This window comes from Streptomyces sp. NPDC048604 (assembly GCF_043199435.1).
In the GTDB taxonomy this organism is placed as follows: domain Bacteria; phylum Actinomycetota; class Actinomycetes; order Streptomycetales; family Streptomycetaceae; genus Streptomyces.
In genome coordinates, this window is the sequence record NZ_JBICVX010000012.1 from 168,521 (window position 1) to 182,950 (window position 14,430).

Consider the following 14,430-nt stretch of genomic DNA (forward strand, 5'->3'; position numbering starts at 1 on the left):
CGTGGTGCCCGCAACCCGCAGTCCTGGAGGCCGTCCTGACGGTCTCGCGGGGTGGATGCAGCACCCGGTTTTCACGGATGCACTATCTCAAGTGGTGCACGACGTGGCGGGACCTGACGGTGGAACATGTCGCCGCGGTCGAGAAGCCGACGTTCAGTCAGCCGTCGCAGGCGACGGAAGGAAGACACCGATGCGCTCTGCCCGCATTCTGTACGCAACGATCGCCGCAGCCGGCACGCTGGCCCTCGCCGCACCCGGGGCCTACGCCGCCACCGCAGATGACCACGGCAAGGACAGCTCCTCCCACAGCCAGAAGGACTGGGAGAAGGGCAAGGACAAGAAGGACTGGGGCAAGGACAAGCCGAAGGGCGGTGTGCACACCGGTTCGGGTGCGCTGTCGCTGGTCGGTGAGGGCGACTGGGAGAAGGACAAGGACAAGAAGCACTGGGACAAGGACAAGCCGAAGGGCGGCGTGCACACCGGCTCCGGCGCGCTGTCGCTGGTCGGTGAGGGCGACTGGGAGAAGGACAAGGACAAGAAGGACTGGGGCAAGGACCACGAGAAGCCCAAGGGCGGCATGCACACCGGCGGCGGCAGTCTCGCGGGCACCGGTACGAACGTGACCGGCGGCGTGGTGGTCGCCGGCGCTCTCGCCGCATTCGTCATGTACCGCCGGAAGCAGGCGGCCGGCACCGGGGCGTGAGTCATCCCGGACGCGGGGGCACCAGCCCTGGTGCCCCCGCGTCCGGTTCCGTCTCTCCGACCGGCCTGCTGCCCCGCCTTCGAAAGGTGCCTCTGGTGTCGAATCGACCGGACGTCTCACCCGGCGCGCCTCTCTCCCGGCGCATCCGGCGGTGGGGCGTCGCCACCGCGTTCTGGACGTTGCTCCTGGTCACGTTGTTCCTCGTCTTCGGACCCGGCCTGCCGGGAGAGGACCCGGCGGAACCGTCGAAGCCCCCCGCTGCCGGGGCGGAGCGCGCTCCCGCATCCACGCCTGCCCCGACGGACCGGAACCGGGACCGGGATCCTGCCCGGCTCAACGGTCCGGCGATGCCGCGCTCGGCTCCCACGCGCCTGAAGATCGGCAAGATCGGTGTGGACGCTCCGTTCACAGGGCTGTCGATCGGGCCGTCCGGCGCCTTGGACGCGCCTCCCGCGGACGACACGAACCTTGTCGGCTGGCAGACTTCCGGGATCACTCCGGGCGAGCGGGGCACGGCACTCATCGCGGGGCATCTCGACACCGCGACCTCTCCGGCCGTGTTCGCGCGGCTCACAGAACTCGCTCCCAAGGACCGCTTCGAGGTCAAGCGCGCCGACGGCACCACCGCTGTCTTCGTCGTCGACTCGGTCGAAAGCTTCCGCAAGGACGACTTCCCCGACGAGCGCGTCTACGCGGACACGCCCGCGGCCCTCGTCCGGCTGATCACCTGCGCCGGCGCCTATGACCGTACGGCGAAGGACTACACCGAGAACCTCGTGGTCTTCGCCCACCTCGAGCGACAAGCCTGACGCGGCGCCGGCGATCCATCACGCCGTTGGCAACGCCGACGCGGCCGACGCGGCTGCCACGGCGGCCGCGTCGGGTGCGCCGCGGGCCGGCGACCTGGCCGAGGGCTTTGCACCGGACCCCGCCAATCGCCAGGACACCAACCGTGTCACAGAGATGATCTCCGCTTACGAACTTCTTGCCAGAGCCCCGAATGTGCTCAGACAGGTACGGATGAACGGGCTCTGTCACTGATCTTGTGATGTACCGGAGTGGCGCCGCGCCCTGTTCTACTCGTAGCGAGTGGCTGCGTGAAGGGCGCGGGCCATGACGGTCCAGTCACCGTCAGGCGGGATTGTCTCTCCTGCGTTGTCGTACGCACCCGGGGAGTCGTGCACCCATGCGGCGAGCGCTTGTCCAGGACGGTCTTCCTTGGCCCCGCTGTGACGGCTTCGTCTGGCCCCGGGTAGGAACGGTTTGAACTGGCCCCACCGGGCTTCCAGGCCCCGTCGACGTCAATGTCGGTGGCGGCACCTACCTTTTGCTCATGACTGATCAGCAGTGGGCGGGCATCCGTCAACGGGTCGAGGCTTTGGGGGCATCCCCCGCGAGCAATGACGTGTTCGGGGCCTTGGGGCACAAATGGGTTCTGGAGCAGCCACTCAGCCACGCCGAGCTCGCAGAGCTCGAGGCACAGATGAAGGTGACGCTGCCGGAGGAGTTCCGAACCTTCCTCCTATGTGTCGGCGCGGGCGGTGCTGGTCCCGCCCATGGCGTGTTCCCGGTGCGGAGAGTGCAAGGCCGCTGGCGGTGGGAGGGCGACGGCGCCGAGCTGGCAGATCCGTCCCGGCTTGCCGAGCCGTTTCCCGAGGAGGGCCCGGACCCCGAGATCGTCGACGCGCTCCTTGCTGAACGTCCCGACGAAGAGGAATTCGACGAGATCGAGGAGTTCGACGACGCCTTCGAAGCATGGGACGAGCGGTGGGAAGCCGTCATGTTCGCCCCCGAGCGCACAGTCGGTGCGATCGTGATCTGCCACCTGGGGTGCGCCCAGCGGGAGTGGCTGATCATCAGCGGCAGCCACCGCGGCACGATCTGGTCGGACTGCCGTGTGGACGACGCCGACCTCGAACCGCTCCTTGGCCGCGACGGAAAGCCGGTGACCTTCGCGTATTGGTACATCGACTGGCTGCGCCGTGCTGAGCGCACTGCCCTGGGAGCAACGCCCTCGTTCCCCGCAGAGGTCGACTCCTAGCCGGTGACGCGACGCCGGCGTCCAGGACGGTGAGCAAAGAGCCGGAGAGCGGACCAGGTCATCTCGACAAGGAGAGAGGCTGGGCGCACCCGGCATCGTGACCTGGGAGGACGGCGGGTTCGGGAGTCGCCGGAGCTCGCGAAGGATCACGTCCTGGCTCGTCCGCTCCGGCAGGTACCCGGCGAGCCGGGCACCTGACCGGCCTCCGACTGCCGGCTCGAGCGTCTGCACCGTCCGGGTGTGGGACTGCCTCGGCGCAGGTACCACGTCGTCAGACGCGGCACCTGCAGTGCCACGGTCGGGCGGGAGCACAGGCTGTTGTTGCAGTAGAACCGGCGCTTCCGCAGCCGCACACTGCCTGCCCGGATGGCGGTCGGCCAGGCGCCGCATGGAGTGAAGCGCTTCGTGTTGCGGGGAGCCGTGGCCACCGCCTGGGCTCGTCGCCGGCGACGCGCGTGCAGGACGGCGACGAGGCTCCGATGCCGGCGACGGCGGCCCTCGGGTCAGGCGCGCGCAGGCGACTGACGAGGTTCAGGTATCCGAAGGGGCGAGGTGGCCAGCTCTGGCACGTTGGGTTGCTGAACCCGCGTCTGCCCCGGTTACCCGTCCTCTGGCAGGCCTACCGGTACTCAGGCTCGGCAGTGCTCAGCCGAATGCCGCCGCGGCCGGCACAGTAGGCGTACGACCATGAGCCGTTCATGGGCCTCCACCTGCCCCAGGCGGGCTGACCGTCGTTGCAGTGGACGGTTGCGCGGGTCTCTCCCGGGTATCCCCAGCACATCCAGCCCCAGGTGTTGGAGTCGTACCAGTGGTCGCACCCGGAGCTCGCGAGGGTGGGGGAGTGCGAGGGCTCGACCGCCTGCGTGGGAGCGGCACTGGTGGCGGTTGCGAGTGCCGTGCTCAGGGCAGCAACGGTCAGGACATTCCGTAATCGCAAGGTCGTCTCCTGGACTGAGTGGCCTCGAAGGACCGGAGCCGGGTTGGCGTGGCCCTCACTTCGCCATCACTCTGTTGGCATCCGCGCACCCACGGCCAGGGCAACCCGCTGTCCGGGACACCTCACAACGCTGACCTCGCCCGTTCTGCTGTCCCGGACAACGAAGCGTTCATTGTTCTCAGCGCAGTGAGTCCGCGTCAGATCTGAAAGGACACCTCGGAGCCTGTCGGCCGTCATCGTGACGTGGCTTCGGCGCCGCGGCGAGTGCGGTGAGGCCGTCACCCGCATCGAAGGAACCCGCCGGCACCTCGGGGCCGAGCCGCACGAGCACACGTACGCCAGGGCCTGCCATACCTCTGCCGCAGGTCAGCGCATCGACGTTGACTGGACCTTGTGAGGATGCCGCGTGCCCCACAGCCAGGGGTGGTGGTGCGTGTGTCCCAGGATGTCTCCGCTGTGGGCTGCCGCTACGCCGCCGGCGACCGGTGTGGCAAGGAGTGTGAGGAGTATCGGCCCGTAGCCTCCGTCGGTCGCGAACGCCACGACCGCGGCTTGGCCCAGGAACATCGTGCTGGCGACGGCTCCGGCGAGTAGCCCCCGCAACGCCGCCCGGGCGGCGAGCCATTGCGGTGCCAGCGCAAGTGCGCCACCGGTCACGGCGCCGAGCAGGACGCCGACGCCCATGATTCCGCTCATGGCGGCGATGCCCCGTGCGAGGTCTGCCAGGGTGCCTTCATGCGTCCCCGTGGAGAAGCGCATCGCGGTACCGACTAGCCACACTGAGCCGAACACGATCGCTGTCGCCAGCCCGATGCGCACCCCGAGCCGAACACCTCGACGGATCACCTGACCGACCACCATGCGCTCCTGAGACTGGGTCCCTACGTGCCTTGACGATCGCATCGGGTGTCAAGGTACGTCACGCCGGGGGCGTCCCGCACGATAGGCGTGGCCACGTCCGAGCGAAGGGAGGCGGTCGTCTGGGTCGTCGTCCCGGGCGCTGACGCTGGGGCACAGCGCACCGGCTGGGCATCCGGTCCCAGTCACGCTTGAGGTCAGGGAAGTCGGAGCTCCTCGGCGGTGCGGGGCGCGGTGCGGTCCTGCCGCCACTGCTCGGCCGCCTGCAGCATGGCCTGTCCGACGTGCTGGAAGAAGTCGCCGATGTCGTTGAGCCGGGCGCCGGCCGGTGAGGCGGCGCCGAGGGTGTCGGCTCCGGCGTGGGCGAAGTCGGCCAGCGCGGCGTTCTGGCGGGCGCTGGCCGTCCAGCCGCGGAACCAGGCGTCCGCGTCGATGACGTAGCGTTCACGACGATGGCGGGAGTCGCGTTCGCGGCGGAGGAGTTCCTGCTGTTCGAGCTGGGCGATGGCCTTGGAGACCGAGGCGGGGCTGACGTTCAGACGCTCGACGAGTTCGGCGGCGGAGAGGCTGCCGCTGTCGGTGAGATAGAGAGTCGCGAGGACGCGGGCGGTCATCCGGGACAGTCCGGTGCCGATCATGACGGCGGTGAAGCGCTCCTCCAGTTGCTGGACGGCGTCCGGGTCGCGTCCTTGGGCCTGGCCGCTGTCCGGAGACGTCCGGCGTTCCGGGCGGCGGCGCCGGGCTCGGTCCTGGGTGGCCTGTTGTGCCTGTTCGGCCCGATAGCCGTCGGGGCCGCCGTTGCGGCTCACCTCGCGCGTGACGGTCGACAGCGGGCGGTCCAGCCGGAGGGCGATCTCCGTGTACGTGAGCCCTTCGGCCAAGCCCTCGGCGATCCCTTCCCGGTCCTGTTGCGTCAGCCGGCCTCCAGGCATGGGTTACCTCCACAGCGTCTCCCCGCTCGGTCGGCGGGTTGTCGGACAGTCTTGCGTTCGCCGACATGTCATTGCAAGTCTCGGGCACTCCGAATCTTGCGTTCACCTTCAATCTCATTGCAAGTACAACTCAAAATCGTTGTGAATGCGCGTTTCTGACGCACTTTCGAGTTGCCAATTCAGTAAACGCAAGTTACGTTCGCCATCAAGTAAACATTGATCGCTGCGGTCACGGTTCCGTCGAGGGGCCGTTGTCCGCTGCCTGGGATGGGATCTCCGATGACGTCCACGCTCGCCCCCGTACGTATCTCCACCTGGCACCGGCCGCTGCTGGTCTCCTCGGGACTCATGGCCGCTCTCGCACTCGTCTGCGGCGTCGGCCTGGCCGTCGACGACCGGCTGCTGCTGGGGGAGCCGGTCTGGTACAAGCCGCTGAAGTTCGCTTTCGCCTTCGGCCTCTACGCCGCCACGCTGGCATGGCTGCTCGCCCGCCTGAACAAGGGAAGGCGCCTCGCCTGGTGGCTGGGCACCGTCTTCGCGGTGACCACGGTCGCCGAGGTGGGCGCGATCACCGTGCAGGCGGCCCGCGGCACCGTCAGCCACTTCAACGCCGACCAGACCGACCCCATTACCCTGGCCCTCACCCCGGTCCTCACTCTCGGCGTGATGGTCATCGTGATCGCCCAGCTGATCATCGGGGTGATCGTCCTGATCCAGCGCACCGGCAGTCCGGCCCTCAACCAGGCCATACGCGCCGGGATCGGCCTCGCCGTCGCCGGCATGCTCATACCCGTCTACTGGATGGTCACTGAGATCAACGAACGCACCGTCACCGACGCCAACGGTCACGCCGTCCCCATGTACCAGGGTCACGGCATCGGCGACCCCGACGGCAACGGCATGCCCCTGACCCACTGGAGCGTCACCGGCGGCGACTTCCGCGTCCCGCACTTCTTCGCCCTGCACGGCATCCAGATCCTGCTCATCCTTGCCGCCGTACTGGCCGCCCTCGCCACCCGCAAGGCCTGGCTGCGCAGCGAGCAGGCACAGGCCCGCCTCGTACGCTGCACCGCCTACGGGTACACCGGGCTCGTCGCCGTCGTGACCTGGCAGGCCGGCCGCGGCCAGTCCTTCGCCCACCCCGACACCACGACCCTCGCCGCCCTGGCCGCCGTCCTGCTCCTCACGGCCGCCGCCGTCGTCACGACCGTCACCACGGCCAAGCGGGCAGCGCGAGCGCCGAAGTCCCTGATCACCCCCTCATCACACTGAGCACGGGACTCAGGAAGGGGTGAGAATCCGGGGCCGAAGAAGCGTGCTCTGCCATGAGGCGGTGCAATGGCGTCACTGTGCCATTGGGCGATCGGGCAGCCGCTGAGCGTGGCTCCTTGGTCTGCTCGTCGGTTGATCGGATGTGTCTGTCCGATGGGTGATCACTGATGCGATGTGGGACCGGATCGAGCCGTTGATGCCGACTGATCCGGTCCGTGGGTCGGCGATGGGCCGACCATCGTCGGACCCTGGAAGCCATCGTGTGGAAGTACCGCACCGGCTCGCCCTGGCGGGATCTGCCGGGCGAGCTGGGCTCGTTCCAGACTGCTCGCAAACGGCTGCTCAGTTGGGCCGTGGACAGCACCTGGGAGCGGATCCTTGCCGCGCTCCCGGCAGCGGCCGACGGTGCTGACGGCATCGGCTGGACCGTGTCGGTGGACTCCACCATCTGCCGGGCTCACCAGCACGCCGCCGGAGCCAGGAAAAAGGGGCGCCAGATCGGGTCGAGCCCGATGATCATGCGCTCGGACGTTCCCGCGGCGGCCTGAGTACGAAGGTCCATCTCGTCAGCGACAGCCATGCACGGCCCTTGGCCCTCCGTGTCTCCGCGGGCCAGGCGGGCGACGCGCCGGCCTTCGAGGTGGTCATGACGGGCATCCGCGTTCCGCGAAGCGGGCTGGGAAGACCGCGGACCCGACCGGACGCCGTGCTGGCGGACCGCGCGTACTCATCCCGCGCGATCCGTGAACATCTCCGCCGGCGAGGGATTCGTGCCGTGATCCCACAGGCCCTGGCGACCAGGTCGGTCACCGACCGCGGCGAGGTCGCGCCGGTGGTCGCTCGCCTGGCTTCGACGCCGAGGCACACAAGCAGCGCAACGCCGTCGAGCGGTGCATCAATCGCCTCAAGCAGTGGCGGGGTCTGGCCATGCGAACGGACAAGCTCGCCGTCGCCTACCAGGCCGCACTGCACCTCGCCGCGATTCTCATGTGGACACGGCGCTGACGGAGGGCCAGAGCCTAGGTCTGTGGCCGGCCGCCAAGGCCAGTCCGGTTGATGCCGCGAGGTGAGAACGTCATCGGTCCTATCCATCCCTGGCGGACGAGGGCTATCTGGGAGGGCAGCGGTGCCACCGGGTCGAGTGCTCTCCCGCGGGCCCAGTTCTCGAACAGCCCTTCGGTCGCCTTGACCGCGGACACCACCATGGTCACCTTCAGGTCCCCGCCGCGCCAGGCGTTCCACAGGGCCCAGCCCTCTGGCCTGGGGTCGACGCCGATCCGTGCGCATACCACCTCGTACGCCTCCTCCACCCCGGCCGGCATGGCCCCGGGCTTCAACACCGAGGCTCCGACGAGGCGGACCAGAGGCCGGTCCTCGTCGAGGCAGCCGTCACCCTCGAAGTGGTAGTGGCGCAGAGCCCGGGCAAGCGCGTTCACGCTGCGCTGGAGCGGTGTCGCCTCATCCGGGTCTGCCTGGAACGAGAGCCATCCTTCATTGGATGCCTCCACAGTGACGCGGTTGGCGAGGCGCTCGATCTCCCGGAGATAGTCCAGGTCACTGAGCTCGGGTGAGGTCATGGCCCGAAGTTTCGCACCATGCCACCGACGCCGACACAGGTTATCGACCCGGCATGCAGCCCCTGCGCACCGCACTTCCAAGAGACAGGCCCTAACCGAGTCTGCTTTCGATCCAGCAGGTGGCGAAGTCGATGACGTCCCCGGCCTCGAACAAGTAGCTCTCGGCAGCGCCGACCCTGCTCTGCCGCCCGATTCCCGCGGCGAGCATGTCCTGGGCGATGGCTTCGAACGGCTCTTGTCCCTCGGGCACCACAGCCGCGTAGTCGAAAGCACCCTCTTCGGAGTCGATGTCGTGGAAGCGACGCCAGACCCGCTGGCCCTGTACGAGGATGGGCTGTTCGTAGTCCACGAACCGCTTGCCCGGCGCTTCGGCGAGCGCCTCGGCGTGGTGCAGCAGCGTCATGGTGTCCAAGGGGGCGCCAAGCAGAAGGACCCGGCCGTTGCGGGCGACCAGCCGTGCAAGGGGGCTGTCGGGGCCATGCGGATCGTCCCAGGGGTGTTCGGCCATCAGCTCGTCCGCTGCCGCTCCCAGAGCCGCGAAGCTGGCATCCGGATGCCGGCTGCGAACCGCTCCGGGCCAGCGACGCAGCGCTTCTGGGAGACGGCCGTTGTTGTGGTCGGCCTCGCTGAGGTCGGGGTCGTACGCGGGATGCTCCGTGCGCAATGCGTCCTGCCAGTCCTGCGGCCAGGTGACGAAGTCGTACGGGGGCGCGTCGTTCCAGCCGCAGGTCACCATGAGAGTTCCCTCCCTTCCGACCACGTCGCGGAGGGCGCCGATGACGGCCTGCGGTCCGCCGGCCACGTAGCCGATGGCCGACATGCGGGTGTGGAACATGACGTCGTCGCCGTCGCGAAGGCCGAGCGTGACCAGATCACGGCTGATTCGGCTGCGGGTCACGGGGCCGCCGGAGCGCTTCAGTAAGTCCATCTCATCCATGATCGCGAACCTATCCCTCGGCCACGGACTCGCGGCAACTGATTTGTCGTCCTCCGTCCGGCGGTCCCCGATACGCCCGGAGCGGACGCGAAGACGTCGCGGGGTAGGAGGTAGGGGACGGGTGTGTGGGGGTACTGGTGCCAGGGGCCGGTGCGGGAATCGGTCGGACGGAGGGCTGCAGGCGATGGCGACCCGCATGATGTGCCGGTCCCACGCCGGCGGCCTGCCGGACGGGGCGAGGAGCAGCGCGGCAGAGACGACAGCAAGATCTTGGTTCGAAATCGATTCAGGAAGGTGGTCGACGTGACCGCACGTGATGCTTCCGGCTCCTCGGGTACGGCGGGAGGCGAGGAACAGGCGGCGGAGGATGCCATCCAGGAGCTGGTGGACTGGTACGACGGCCGGCTCGTCGCCGAACGGCGCGCACCGGTTCCCGACGAGGAATGGATCGGGAAGCTGAAGGCCGGCAGGCAGGCCGCGCTCGCCGACGCGGCGCAGCTGGCCACCGCCGATCCGGAGGAGAGCTCCCGGGTTGCGGCCGTCTACGCGGCTCGGCTGAAGGGACTGACCGGATCGGAGTCGTAGGCCGACCGTCCCGCCCACCGCGATCTCAGGCGCGAACGCGGGCCGTCACTTGCCTGAGCGATGCCGGCGACGCCTCTGCCCGGCCTGCCGGCCGCCCCGGCTACGGAGGCTGTCCGGCCGCGGCCTCAGGGGGGCGAGGGGCGGCGAGGCGAGGGGCGGCGACGCGTTTCCTCGGTGCGCTCGGGAAGCAGCAGGACGGCACCGATCAGGAAGCAGATCGCACCGATCAATGCTTCAGAACCCGGCCATGGACTTGTCCAGCACTCCCCCCAGCGCACCGTAGACGCTGCAGCGAACCGAGTGCCTTGCCCTGCGGCGGAGCTCGAACCCCACGATGAACGACAACGCGAAGAGCCCACCGAGGACCATCGCCACGAGCGGGATGTAGACGAAGTACGCGAAGCATGCGATGCCAGTCCAGACGAGAATTGGCAGGAGCGAGCCGCGCAGCACCGTCCGGAGCCTGATCCGTTCTGGCCCCGCCGGCAGCAACGTTCATGCCACACCTCGATGTGGTTCCTGGTCACACAATGCTCGGCTCGCATGAAGCCATCCCATCACCGACAGCCCGGAGCTTGTGCGGTGATCCGTAAGAAGCTGCCCAGCACACCGCCGTGCGCGGGCCGGGAATCGGCTGGGCCCTGCACGAGAACCGCCATTCCGCCGTGACCCACCTCGGTGAACAGGGTGCCTCCTTGCTGCTGCTGATGGCGAAGTCCCGGCACAAGAAGCCGGAGAACGTCCGCCGCTGCTTCAAGCCCGTCCCCGGAAGCGATCTCGGAGCTGACGAGCATGTTCGCGCCTGGCGGCGCGCGCCGCTGAACCCTGCTGTCACCGGGGTGACGTGGGTCAAGCCGCGGCCGGGCGCGAAACACCGGCTGCGGGCCGCGGGGGCGTAGTAGCCGCTACATCAAGCAGAGTGTTCCAGGGATCGCCTCGCGTTCGAGGTGGCACGGGGGACGTCACGGGCAGCGCCGCTCAACAGATGGGCCCTGTACGAGGTATGGCGCACGCCCGGCACCCGGTGCACACTGCGCAACGCGCGTAGAGGCGACATGCGGAGGAAACCTTCCGGTTCCCCGCATGCAACCCGGCCTGCCTAGAACTGCTCTGCCGCCACGGTGTGTCCCCTCCCACTCACCAGGTGCGGTGTTCCGCGAACCGTCCGCAACCGATCGCGAAAGGCACCCTCATGTCACCTCGTCACATACCTGCCAGACGCCCCCGCCGCACCGCCGTGCTCGGCGCCGCCTGCCTGGCCGCCGCCGTGACGCTGGCAACGCTCACCACCACCTCCGCGGCCAGTGCCGCCGCTTCGGTTCCGTCGCAGGGATCGCCGACACAGCTCGACGTCGGCAACTGGAACGTCGAGTGGCTCGGTGCGCCGGACTTCGGCCCGACCGACGAGGCACTTCAGCAGCAGAACGTACGCGACGTCATGGCCGGCGCCGACATGGACGTATGGGGCCTGTCCGAGGTCGTCAGCACCTCGGCGTTCGACACACTCGTGGCCGGCATGCCCGGGTACACCGGGGTCGTGGCCAACGACCCGATCGTGACGAACGGTGCGCAGTACTACTCGGACTTCGGCGACACCGAGCAGAAGGTCGCCCTCGTCTGGCGCTCCAGCATGGCCACCCTGGTGAGCGCGAAGGTCATCCTGACCGGCCAGAACAGCAACTTCGCCGGCCGCCCGCCGGTGGAGTTCACGCTGCGCGGCACGTTCGACGGCGTCACCCGTGACCTGGTCTTCATCGTCCTGCACGCGAAGGCCGGGTCCACCCAGGACGCGTGGAACCTGCGCAACCCCGCGTCGCAGGCCCTCAAGTCGTACCTCGACACGACCTACCCCACACAGAACGTCTTCGTCATCGGTGACTGGAACGACGACGTCGACACCTCCATCGCGCCCGGGAAGGCTTCGCCCTACGCCAACTTCGTCAACGACACGGCCCGCTACACGTTCCCGACGCGCGCCCTGTCGCTCGCCGGTGTGGCGTCGACGACCGGCTACCCGGACTTCATCGACCACCAGCTCACCACCAACGAGGTGCAGGCGAAGTACGTCACCGGCTCGGCGACCGCCTTCCAGCCCCAGGCCTACGTCCCGAACTACGCGACGACGACCAGCGACCACTACCCGGTGCTGGCCCGCTACAACTTCGTCCTCGGCGGTGGCGGCGGCGCGAACCAGCAGCCCACGGCGTCGTACACGCACTCCTGCACCGCTCTCACCTGCACCTTCACCGACGGCAGCACCGACTCCGACGGCACGATCGTGAGCCGCAGCTGGGACTTCGGCAACGGCCAGACCTCGACGGCGACGAACCCGACCGTGACCTACGCATCGGCCGGAACCTACGCGGTCTCGCTGACGGTGACGGACAACGGCGGGGCCACCCACACCACGACGCGGAACGTCACCGTCACCGCCGGAGGTGGCGGCGGACCCGCCAACGTCATCATCAACGAGGTCCTGGCCAACGAACCGGGCAGCAGCACCGCAGGCGAGGCCATCGAGATCGTGAACACCGGCGGCACGGCAACCAGCATCGCCGGCTGGACCGTCTCGGACGGGTCGGCGGTGCGGCACACGTTCGCGGCCGGTACGACGCTGCAGCCCGGCAAGGCGATCACCGTGTTCGGCGCCAGTTCCGCGATCCCCGGCGGCATCGCGGCGGTGGCAGCCGGCACCGGCGGCCTCAACCTGTCCAACAGCGGCGACCAGGTGATCCTGCGGGACTCGGCCGGAGCGACGGTCCAGTCCATGACCTACACCTCGAGCCAGGCGAACTCCGACGGGGTGTCCGTCAACCGAAGCCCTGACGGCTCGGCAACCGGCGGCTGGGTCAAGCACAACACCCTCAGCTCGCTGTCCAGCTCTCCCGGCAAGCGCGCCGACGGAACGGCGTACTGAGCCTCGATCCACCGGCTTCACTTCGAAGTGATCCCCTCGTCCCGAAGCGATCAGTACTGACATTGCCGCAGTTCAGGAGCCTGATCACTGTCCTCATGACGAAGCCCCAGGTTAGGGACCTGGGGCTTCGCTGCTTCGGTTACTCCGGCTGGTAGGCGCTGATCGCGTCGGCCGTGGGCTTGCCGAAGGTCATGTCACCAGGCGGGACTGGGCGGTCGTTGAGGGAGAGGACCGTCCTGGCCTCGTCTTGGTCGGCGCTGAGGGGGCAGGTGACCCGTGGGCGTCGGTGCGTTCGAAGCCGAGCCGCGGGTAGTAGGCGGGGTGTCCGAGGACAGCTGGGGTGTTCCTCTTCTGTGGTCGTGGCTGTCGTGGTCAGAGTGCGGCCAGAGGCGGGGCGCGGCTGCCGGTGCGCCCCGCTCGCGGCCGGTTCGGCCGGGTCACAGGGTGAGCAGGGCGCGGCCGGCGAGCCGGGGGTCGGCGAGGGGTCTGAGGGCGAGGCGGACCAGGGCGAGGGGGTTGTCGTCGCCGGCGATGCGGTTGGCGCTGAGTTCGCCGCAGGAGACGCACTGGTGGATGATCATCCACTCGCCTTCGGTGCGGACGGACATGCTCAGCGCCTCCATCCGGCCGCGGCAGTCCGCGTCGCGGTCGCCCGGGATCTTCCGGTCGACGTGCAGGCTGGCCAGGCAGTTGGGGCAGTGGTTGCGGTGCGCGGTGCCGGGTGCGTCCAGGGAGACGTCGAGCCGGCAGGAGACGCACCGGAAGTCTTTGGAACGGTGTCCGCCCTGGGCGTGCAGGACGTCCTTGTGCCGCTGCGGACGGTGCCGACGGCGACTGCTCTTGTTGCGTGGCATGGTGGTGCTCCTTTCCTGTGGGGCGGTCAGAGGGTTCCGAACGCTTCGAGCGGGAAGGGAGGCTGGGCCAGCGGGCGGACGGCCATGCGCATCAGGATGAGCTGGTTGTCATCCACACATACCGAGTTCGATGTGAGCTCGTCGCAGCGCACGCAGCGGTGGATCACCATCCAGTCACCGGTGCCGAGCACGGCAATGGCGATCGGGGACATCCGGCCCTCGCAGGCGCTCGGACCGCCCTCGATGTGGTCGAGGACGTGCCGGGAGTGCAGGCAGGACGGGCAGTGGTTGCGCGGCGCTCCGTCGGCGGCGTACGCGGACACGGTCAGCCCGCACCACGCGCAGGCGAAGGTGCTGAGGCCGAGAGTGTTGGTGGTACTGGTGTTGTCGGTGTGGCTGGACACCCGGGTGCTCCTTGCTGGAAATGTGTCAAGACAGCAAGAGCAGGCCGAGGGGCCTCGTCAGAAGGCAGCCCGATGACTCCGTTGGGAACGGCGAACAGGCGGGTCAGAGCACCGGAGGACACGTCCGGCAGCCACCCGGAGAAGCGGGCAGCAAAGGCAGTGGACGGTTACGCGGTACGGCGAGGCGCACTCGGCGCGGGCCGGGACATCAAACACCCTTTTCCAGGGCGCACAGGCCCAGAACGAATCAGAACGACCCCTGAACGCTAACAGGAGGCCTTCCCGGGGTGTCAACGCATTATTCGACGCGCCCGGGGGCGTTGCCCCGGTCGCGCCTGTCTCGTAGGGCGCGCGGCGGCCTGCGGAAGGGCGTGCCAGTGCGAGCGGGCACAAGTAGGCCCACGAAGCAGCCG

13 protein-coding genes and 2 pseudogenes are annotated in these 14,430 nt (G+C 68.7%); 8 read left to right on the forward strand and 7 right to left on the reverse strand.

From position 1 onward, the window contains the following. The first annotated feature begins 190 nt into the window (after positions 1–190). From ACGFMM_RS24535 to ACGFMM_RS24545, 3 genes are all read left to right on the forward strand, one after another. Positions 191–703 carry a hypothetical protein gene (locus ACGFMM_RS24535; protein ID WP_393648570.1) on the forward strand — a complete coding sequence of 171 codons (513 nt, stop codon included), beginning with the start codon at positions 191–193 and terminating at the stop codon, positions 701–703. 95 nt (positions 704–798) lie between these two features. After that, on the forward strand, positions 799–1,512 hold the full coding sequence (locus tag ACGFMM_RS24540) for a class F sortase (RefSeq protein ID WP_393648571.1): 714 nt from the start codon (positions 799–801) through the stop codon (positions 1,510–1,512). Between the two features lie 524 nt (positions 1,513–2,036). Next, positions 2,037–2,744, forward strand: coding sequence for an SMI1/KNR4 family protein (locus tag ACGFMM_RS24545; protein ID WP_393648572.1), 708 nt, complete (start codon positions 2,037–2,039; stop codon positions 2,742–2,744). A 1,303-nt stretch (positions 2,745–4,047) separates the two neighbouring features. Here ACGFMM_RS24545 and ACGFMM_RS24550 read toward each other — a convergent pair. Both ACGFMM_RS24550 and ACGFMM_RS24555 read right to left on the reverse strand, forming a co-directional pair. Continuing rightward, the gene (locus ACGFMM_RS24550; protein ID WP_393648573.1) at positions 4,048–4,542 is read right to left on the reverse strand and encodes a hypothetical protein; all 495 of its coding nucleotides are present in this window, start codon (positions 4,540–4,542) and stop codon (positions 4,048–4,050) included. Between the two features lie 194 nt (positions 4,543–4,736). Then, on the reverse strand, positions 4,737–5,471 hold the full coding sequence (locus ACGFMM_RS24555) for a MarR family transcriptional regulator (protein WP_393648574.1): 735 nt from the start codon (positions 5,469–5,471) through the stop codon (positions 4,737–4,739). A gap of 279 nt (positions 5,472–5,750) precedes the next feature. Here ACGFMM_RS24555 and ACGFMM_RS24560 point away from each other — a divergent pair, with 279 nt between their 5' ends. Both ACGFMM_RS24560 and ACGFMM_RS24565 read left to right on the forward strand, forming a co-directional pair. Then, on the forward strand, positions 5,751–6,743 hold the full coding sequence (locus tag ACGFMM_RS24560) for a hypothetical protein (RefSeq protein ID WP_393648575.1): 993 nt from the start codon (positions 5,751–5,753) through the stop codon (positions 6,741–6,743). Between the two features lie 142 nt (positions 6,744–6,885). Next, positions 6,886–7,748 (forward strand): annotated as a pseudogene (locus tag ACGFMM_RS24565) (IS5 family transposase). Positions 7,749–7,762: 14 nt separating this feature from the next. On the opposite strand, the gene ACGFMM_RS24570 reads toward ACGFMM_RS24565, so the two are convergent. Both ACGFMM_RS24570 and aac(3) read right to left on the reverse strand, forming a co-directional pair. After that, complete coding sequence (locus ACGFMM_RS24570) at positions 7,763–8,320, reverse strand: hypothetical protein (RefSeq protein ID WP_393648576.1); 558 nt, start codon at positions 8,318–8,320, stop codon at positions 7,763–7,765. A 91-nt stretch (positions 8,321–8,411) separates the two neighbouring features. After that, positions 8,412–9,257, reverse strand: a complete 846-nt coding sequence (aac(3), locus tag ACGFMM_RS24575) for an aminoglycoside 3-N-acetyltransferase (protein ID WP_393648577.1) — start codon at positions 9,255–9,257, stop codon at positions 8,412–8,414. 303 nt (positions 9,258–9,560) lie between these two features. Here aac(3) and ACGFMM_RS24580 point away from each other — a divergent pair, with 303 nt between their 5' ends. Then, positions 9,561–9,842, forward strand: coding sequence for a hypothetical protein (locus ACGFMM_RS24580; protein ID WP_393648578.1), 282 nt, complete (start codon positions 9,561–9,563; stop codon positions 9,840–9,842). A 234-nt stretch (positions 9,843–10,076) separates the two neighbouring features. On the opposite strand, the gene ACGFMM_RS24585 is transcribed toward ACGFMM_RS24580, so the two are convergent. Further along, the gene (locus ACGFMM_RS24585; RefSeq protein WP_393648579.1) at positions 10,077–10,295 is read right to left on the reverse strand and encodes a hypothetical protein; all 219 of its coding nucleotides are present in this window, start codon (positions 10,293–10,295) and stop codon (positions 10,077–10,079) included. A gap of 149 nt (positions 10,296–10,444) precedes the next feature. On the opposite strand from ACGFMM_RS24585, the pseudogene ACGFMM_RS24590 reads away from it, so the two are divergent. Together ACGFMM_RS24590 and ACGFMM_RS24595 are read left to right on the forward strand one after the other, a co-directional pair. Continuing rightward, a pseudogene (locus ACGFMM_RS24590) lies at positions 10,445–10,664 on the forward strand (site-specific integrase); the annotation flags it as partial. 370 nt (positions 10,665–11,034) lie between these two features. Beyond that, entirely contained in the window at positions 11,035–12,759 is a 1,725-nt protein-coding gene (locus tag ACGFMM_RS24595; RefSeq protein ID WP_393648580.1) for a lamin tail domain-containing protein, read from the forward strand. Positions 12,760–13,196: 437 nt separating this feature from the next. Here the strand turns inward: ACGFMM_RS24595 and ACGFMM_RS24600 are convergent, their stop codons facing one another. Beyond that, positions 13,197–13,613 (reverse strand): RNHCP domain-containing protein, encoded by a 417-nt coding sequence (locus ACGFMM_RS24600; RefSeq protein ID WP_393648581.1) that lies wholly within the window; start codon positions 13,611–13,613, stop codon positions 13,197–13,199. A 26-nt stretch (positions 13,614–13,639) separates the two neighbouring features. Further along, a complete protein-coding gene (locus tag ACGFMM_RS24605) occupies positions 13,640–14,017 on the reverse strand; it encodes an RNHCP domain-containing protein (protein ID WP_393648582.1) in 378 nt (125 codons plus the stop codon). Between the last annotated feature and the right edge of the window lie 413 nt (positions 14,018–14,430).

Bases quoted from the DNA above. Each gene is read 5' to 3' on its own strand.
- ACGFMM_RS24545 (WP_393648572.1), top strand. From the start codon at position 2,037: ATGACTGATCAGCAGTGGGCGGGCATCCGTCAACGGGTCGAGGCTTTG.
- ACGFMM_RS24570 (WP_393648576.1), bottom strand. From the start codon at position 8,320: ATGACCTCACCCGAGCTCAGTGACCTGGACTATCTCCGGGAGATCGAG.
- ACGFMM_RS24595 (WP_393648580.1), top strand. From the start codon at position 11,035: ATGTCACCTCGTCACATACCTGCCAGACGCCCCCGCCGCACCGCCGTG.
- ACGFMM_RS24555 (WP_393648574.1), bottom strand. From the start codon at position 5,471: ATGCCTGGAGGCCGGCTGACGCAACAGGACCGGGAAGGGATCGCCGAG.
- ACGFMM_RS24550 (WP_393648573.1), bottom strand. From the start codon at position 4,542: ATGGTGGTCGGTCAGGTGATCCGTCGAGGTGTTCGGCTCGGGGTGCGC.
- ACGFMM_RS24535 (WP_393648570.1), top strand. From the start codon at position 191: ATGCGCTCTGCCCGCATTCTGTACGCAACGATCGCCGCAGCCGGCACG.
- ACGFMM_RS24600 (WP_393648581.1), bottom strand. From the start codon at position 13,613: ATGCCACGCAACAAGAGCAGTCGCCGTCGGCACCGTCCGCAGCGGCAC.
- ACGFMM_RS24560 (WP_393648575.1), top strand. From the start codon at position 5,751: ATGACGTCCACGCTCGCCCCCGTACGTATCTCCACCTGGCACCGGCCG.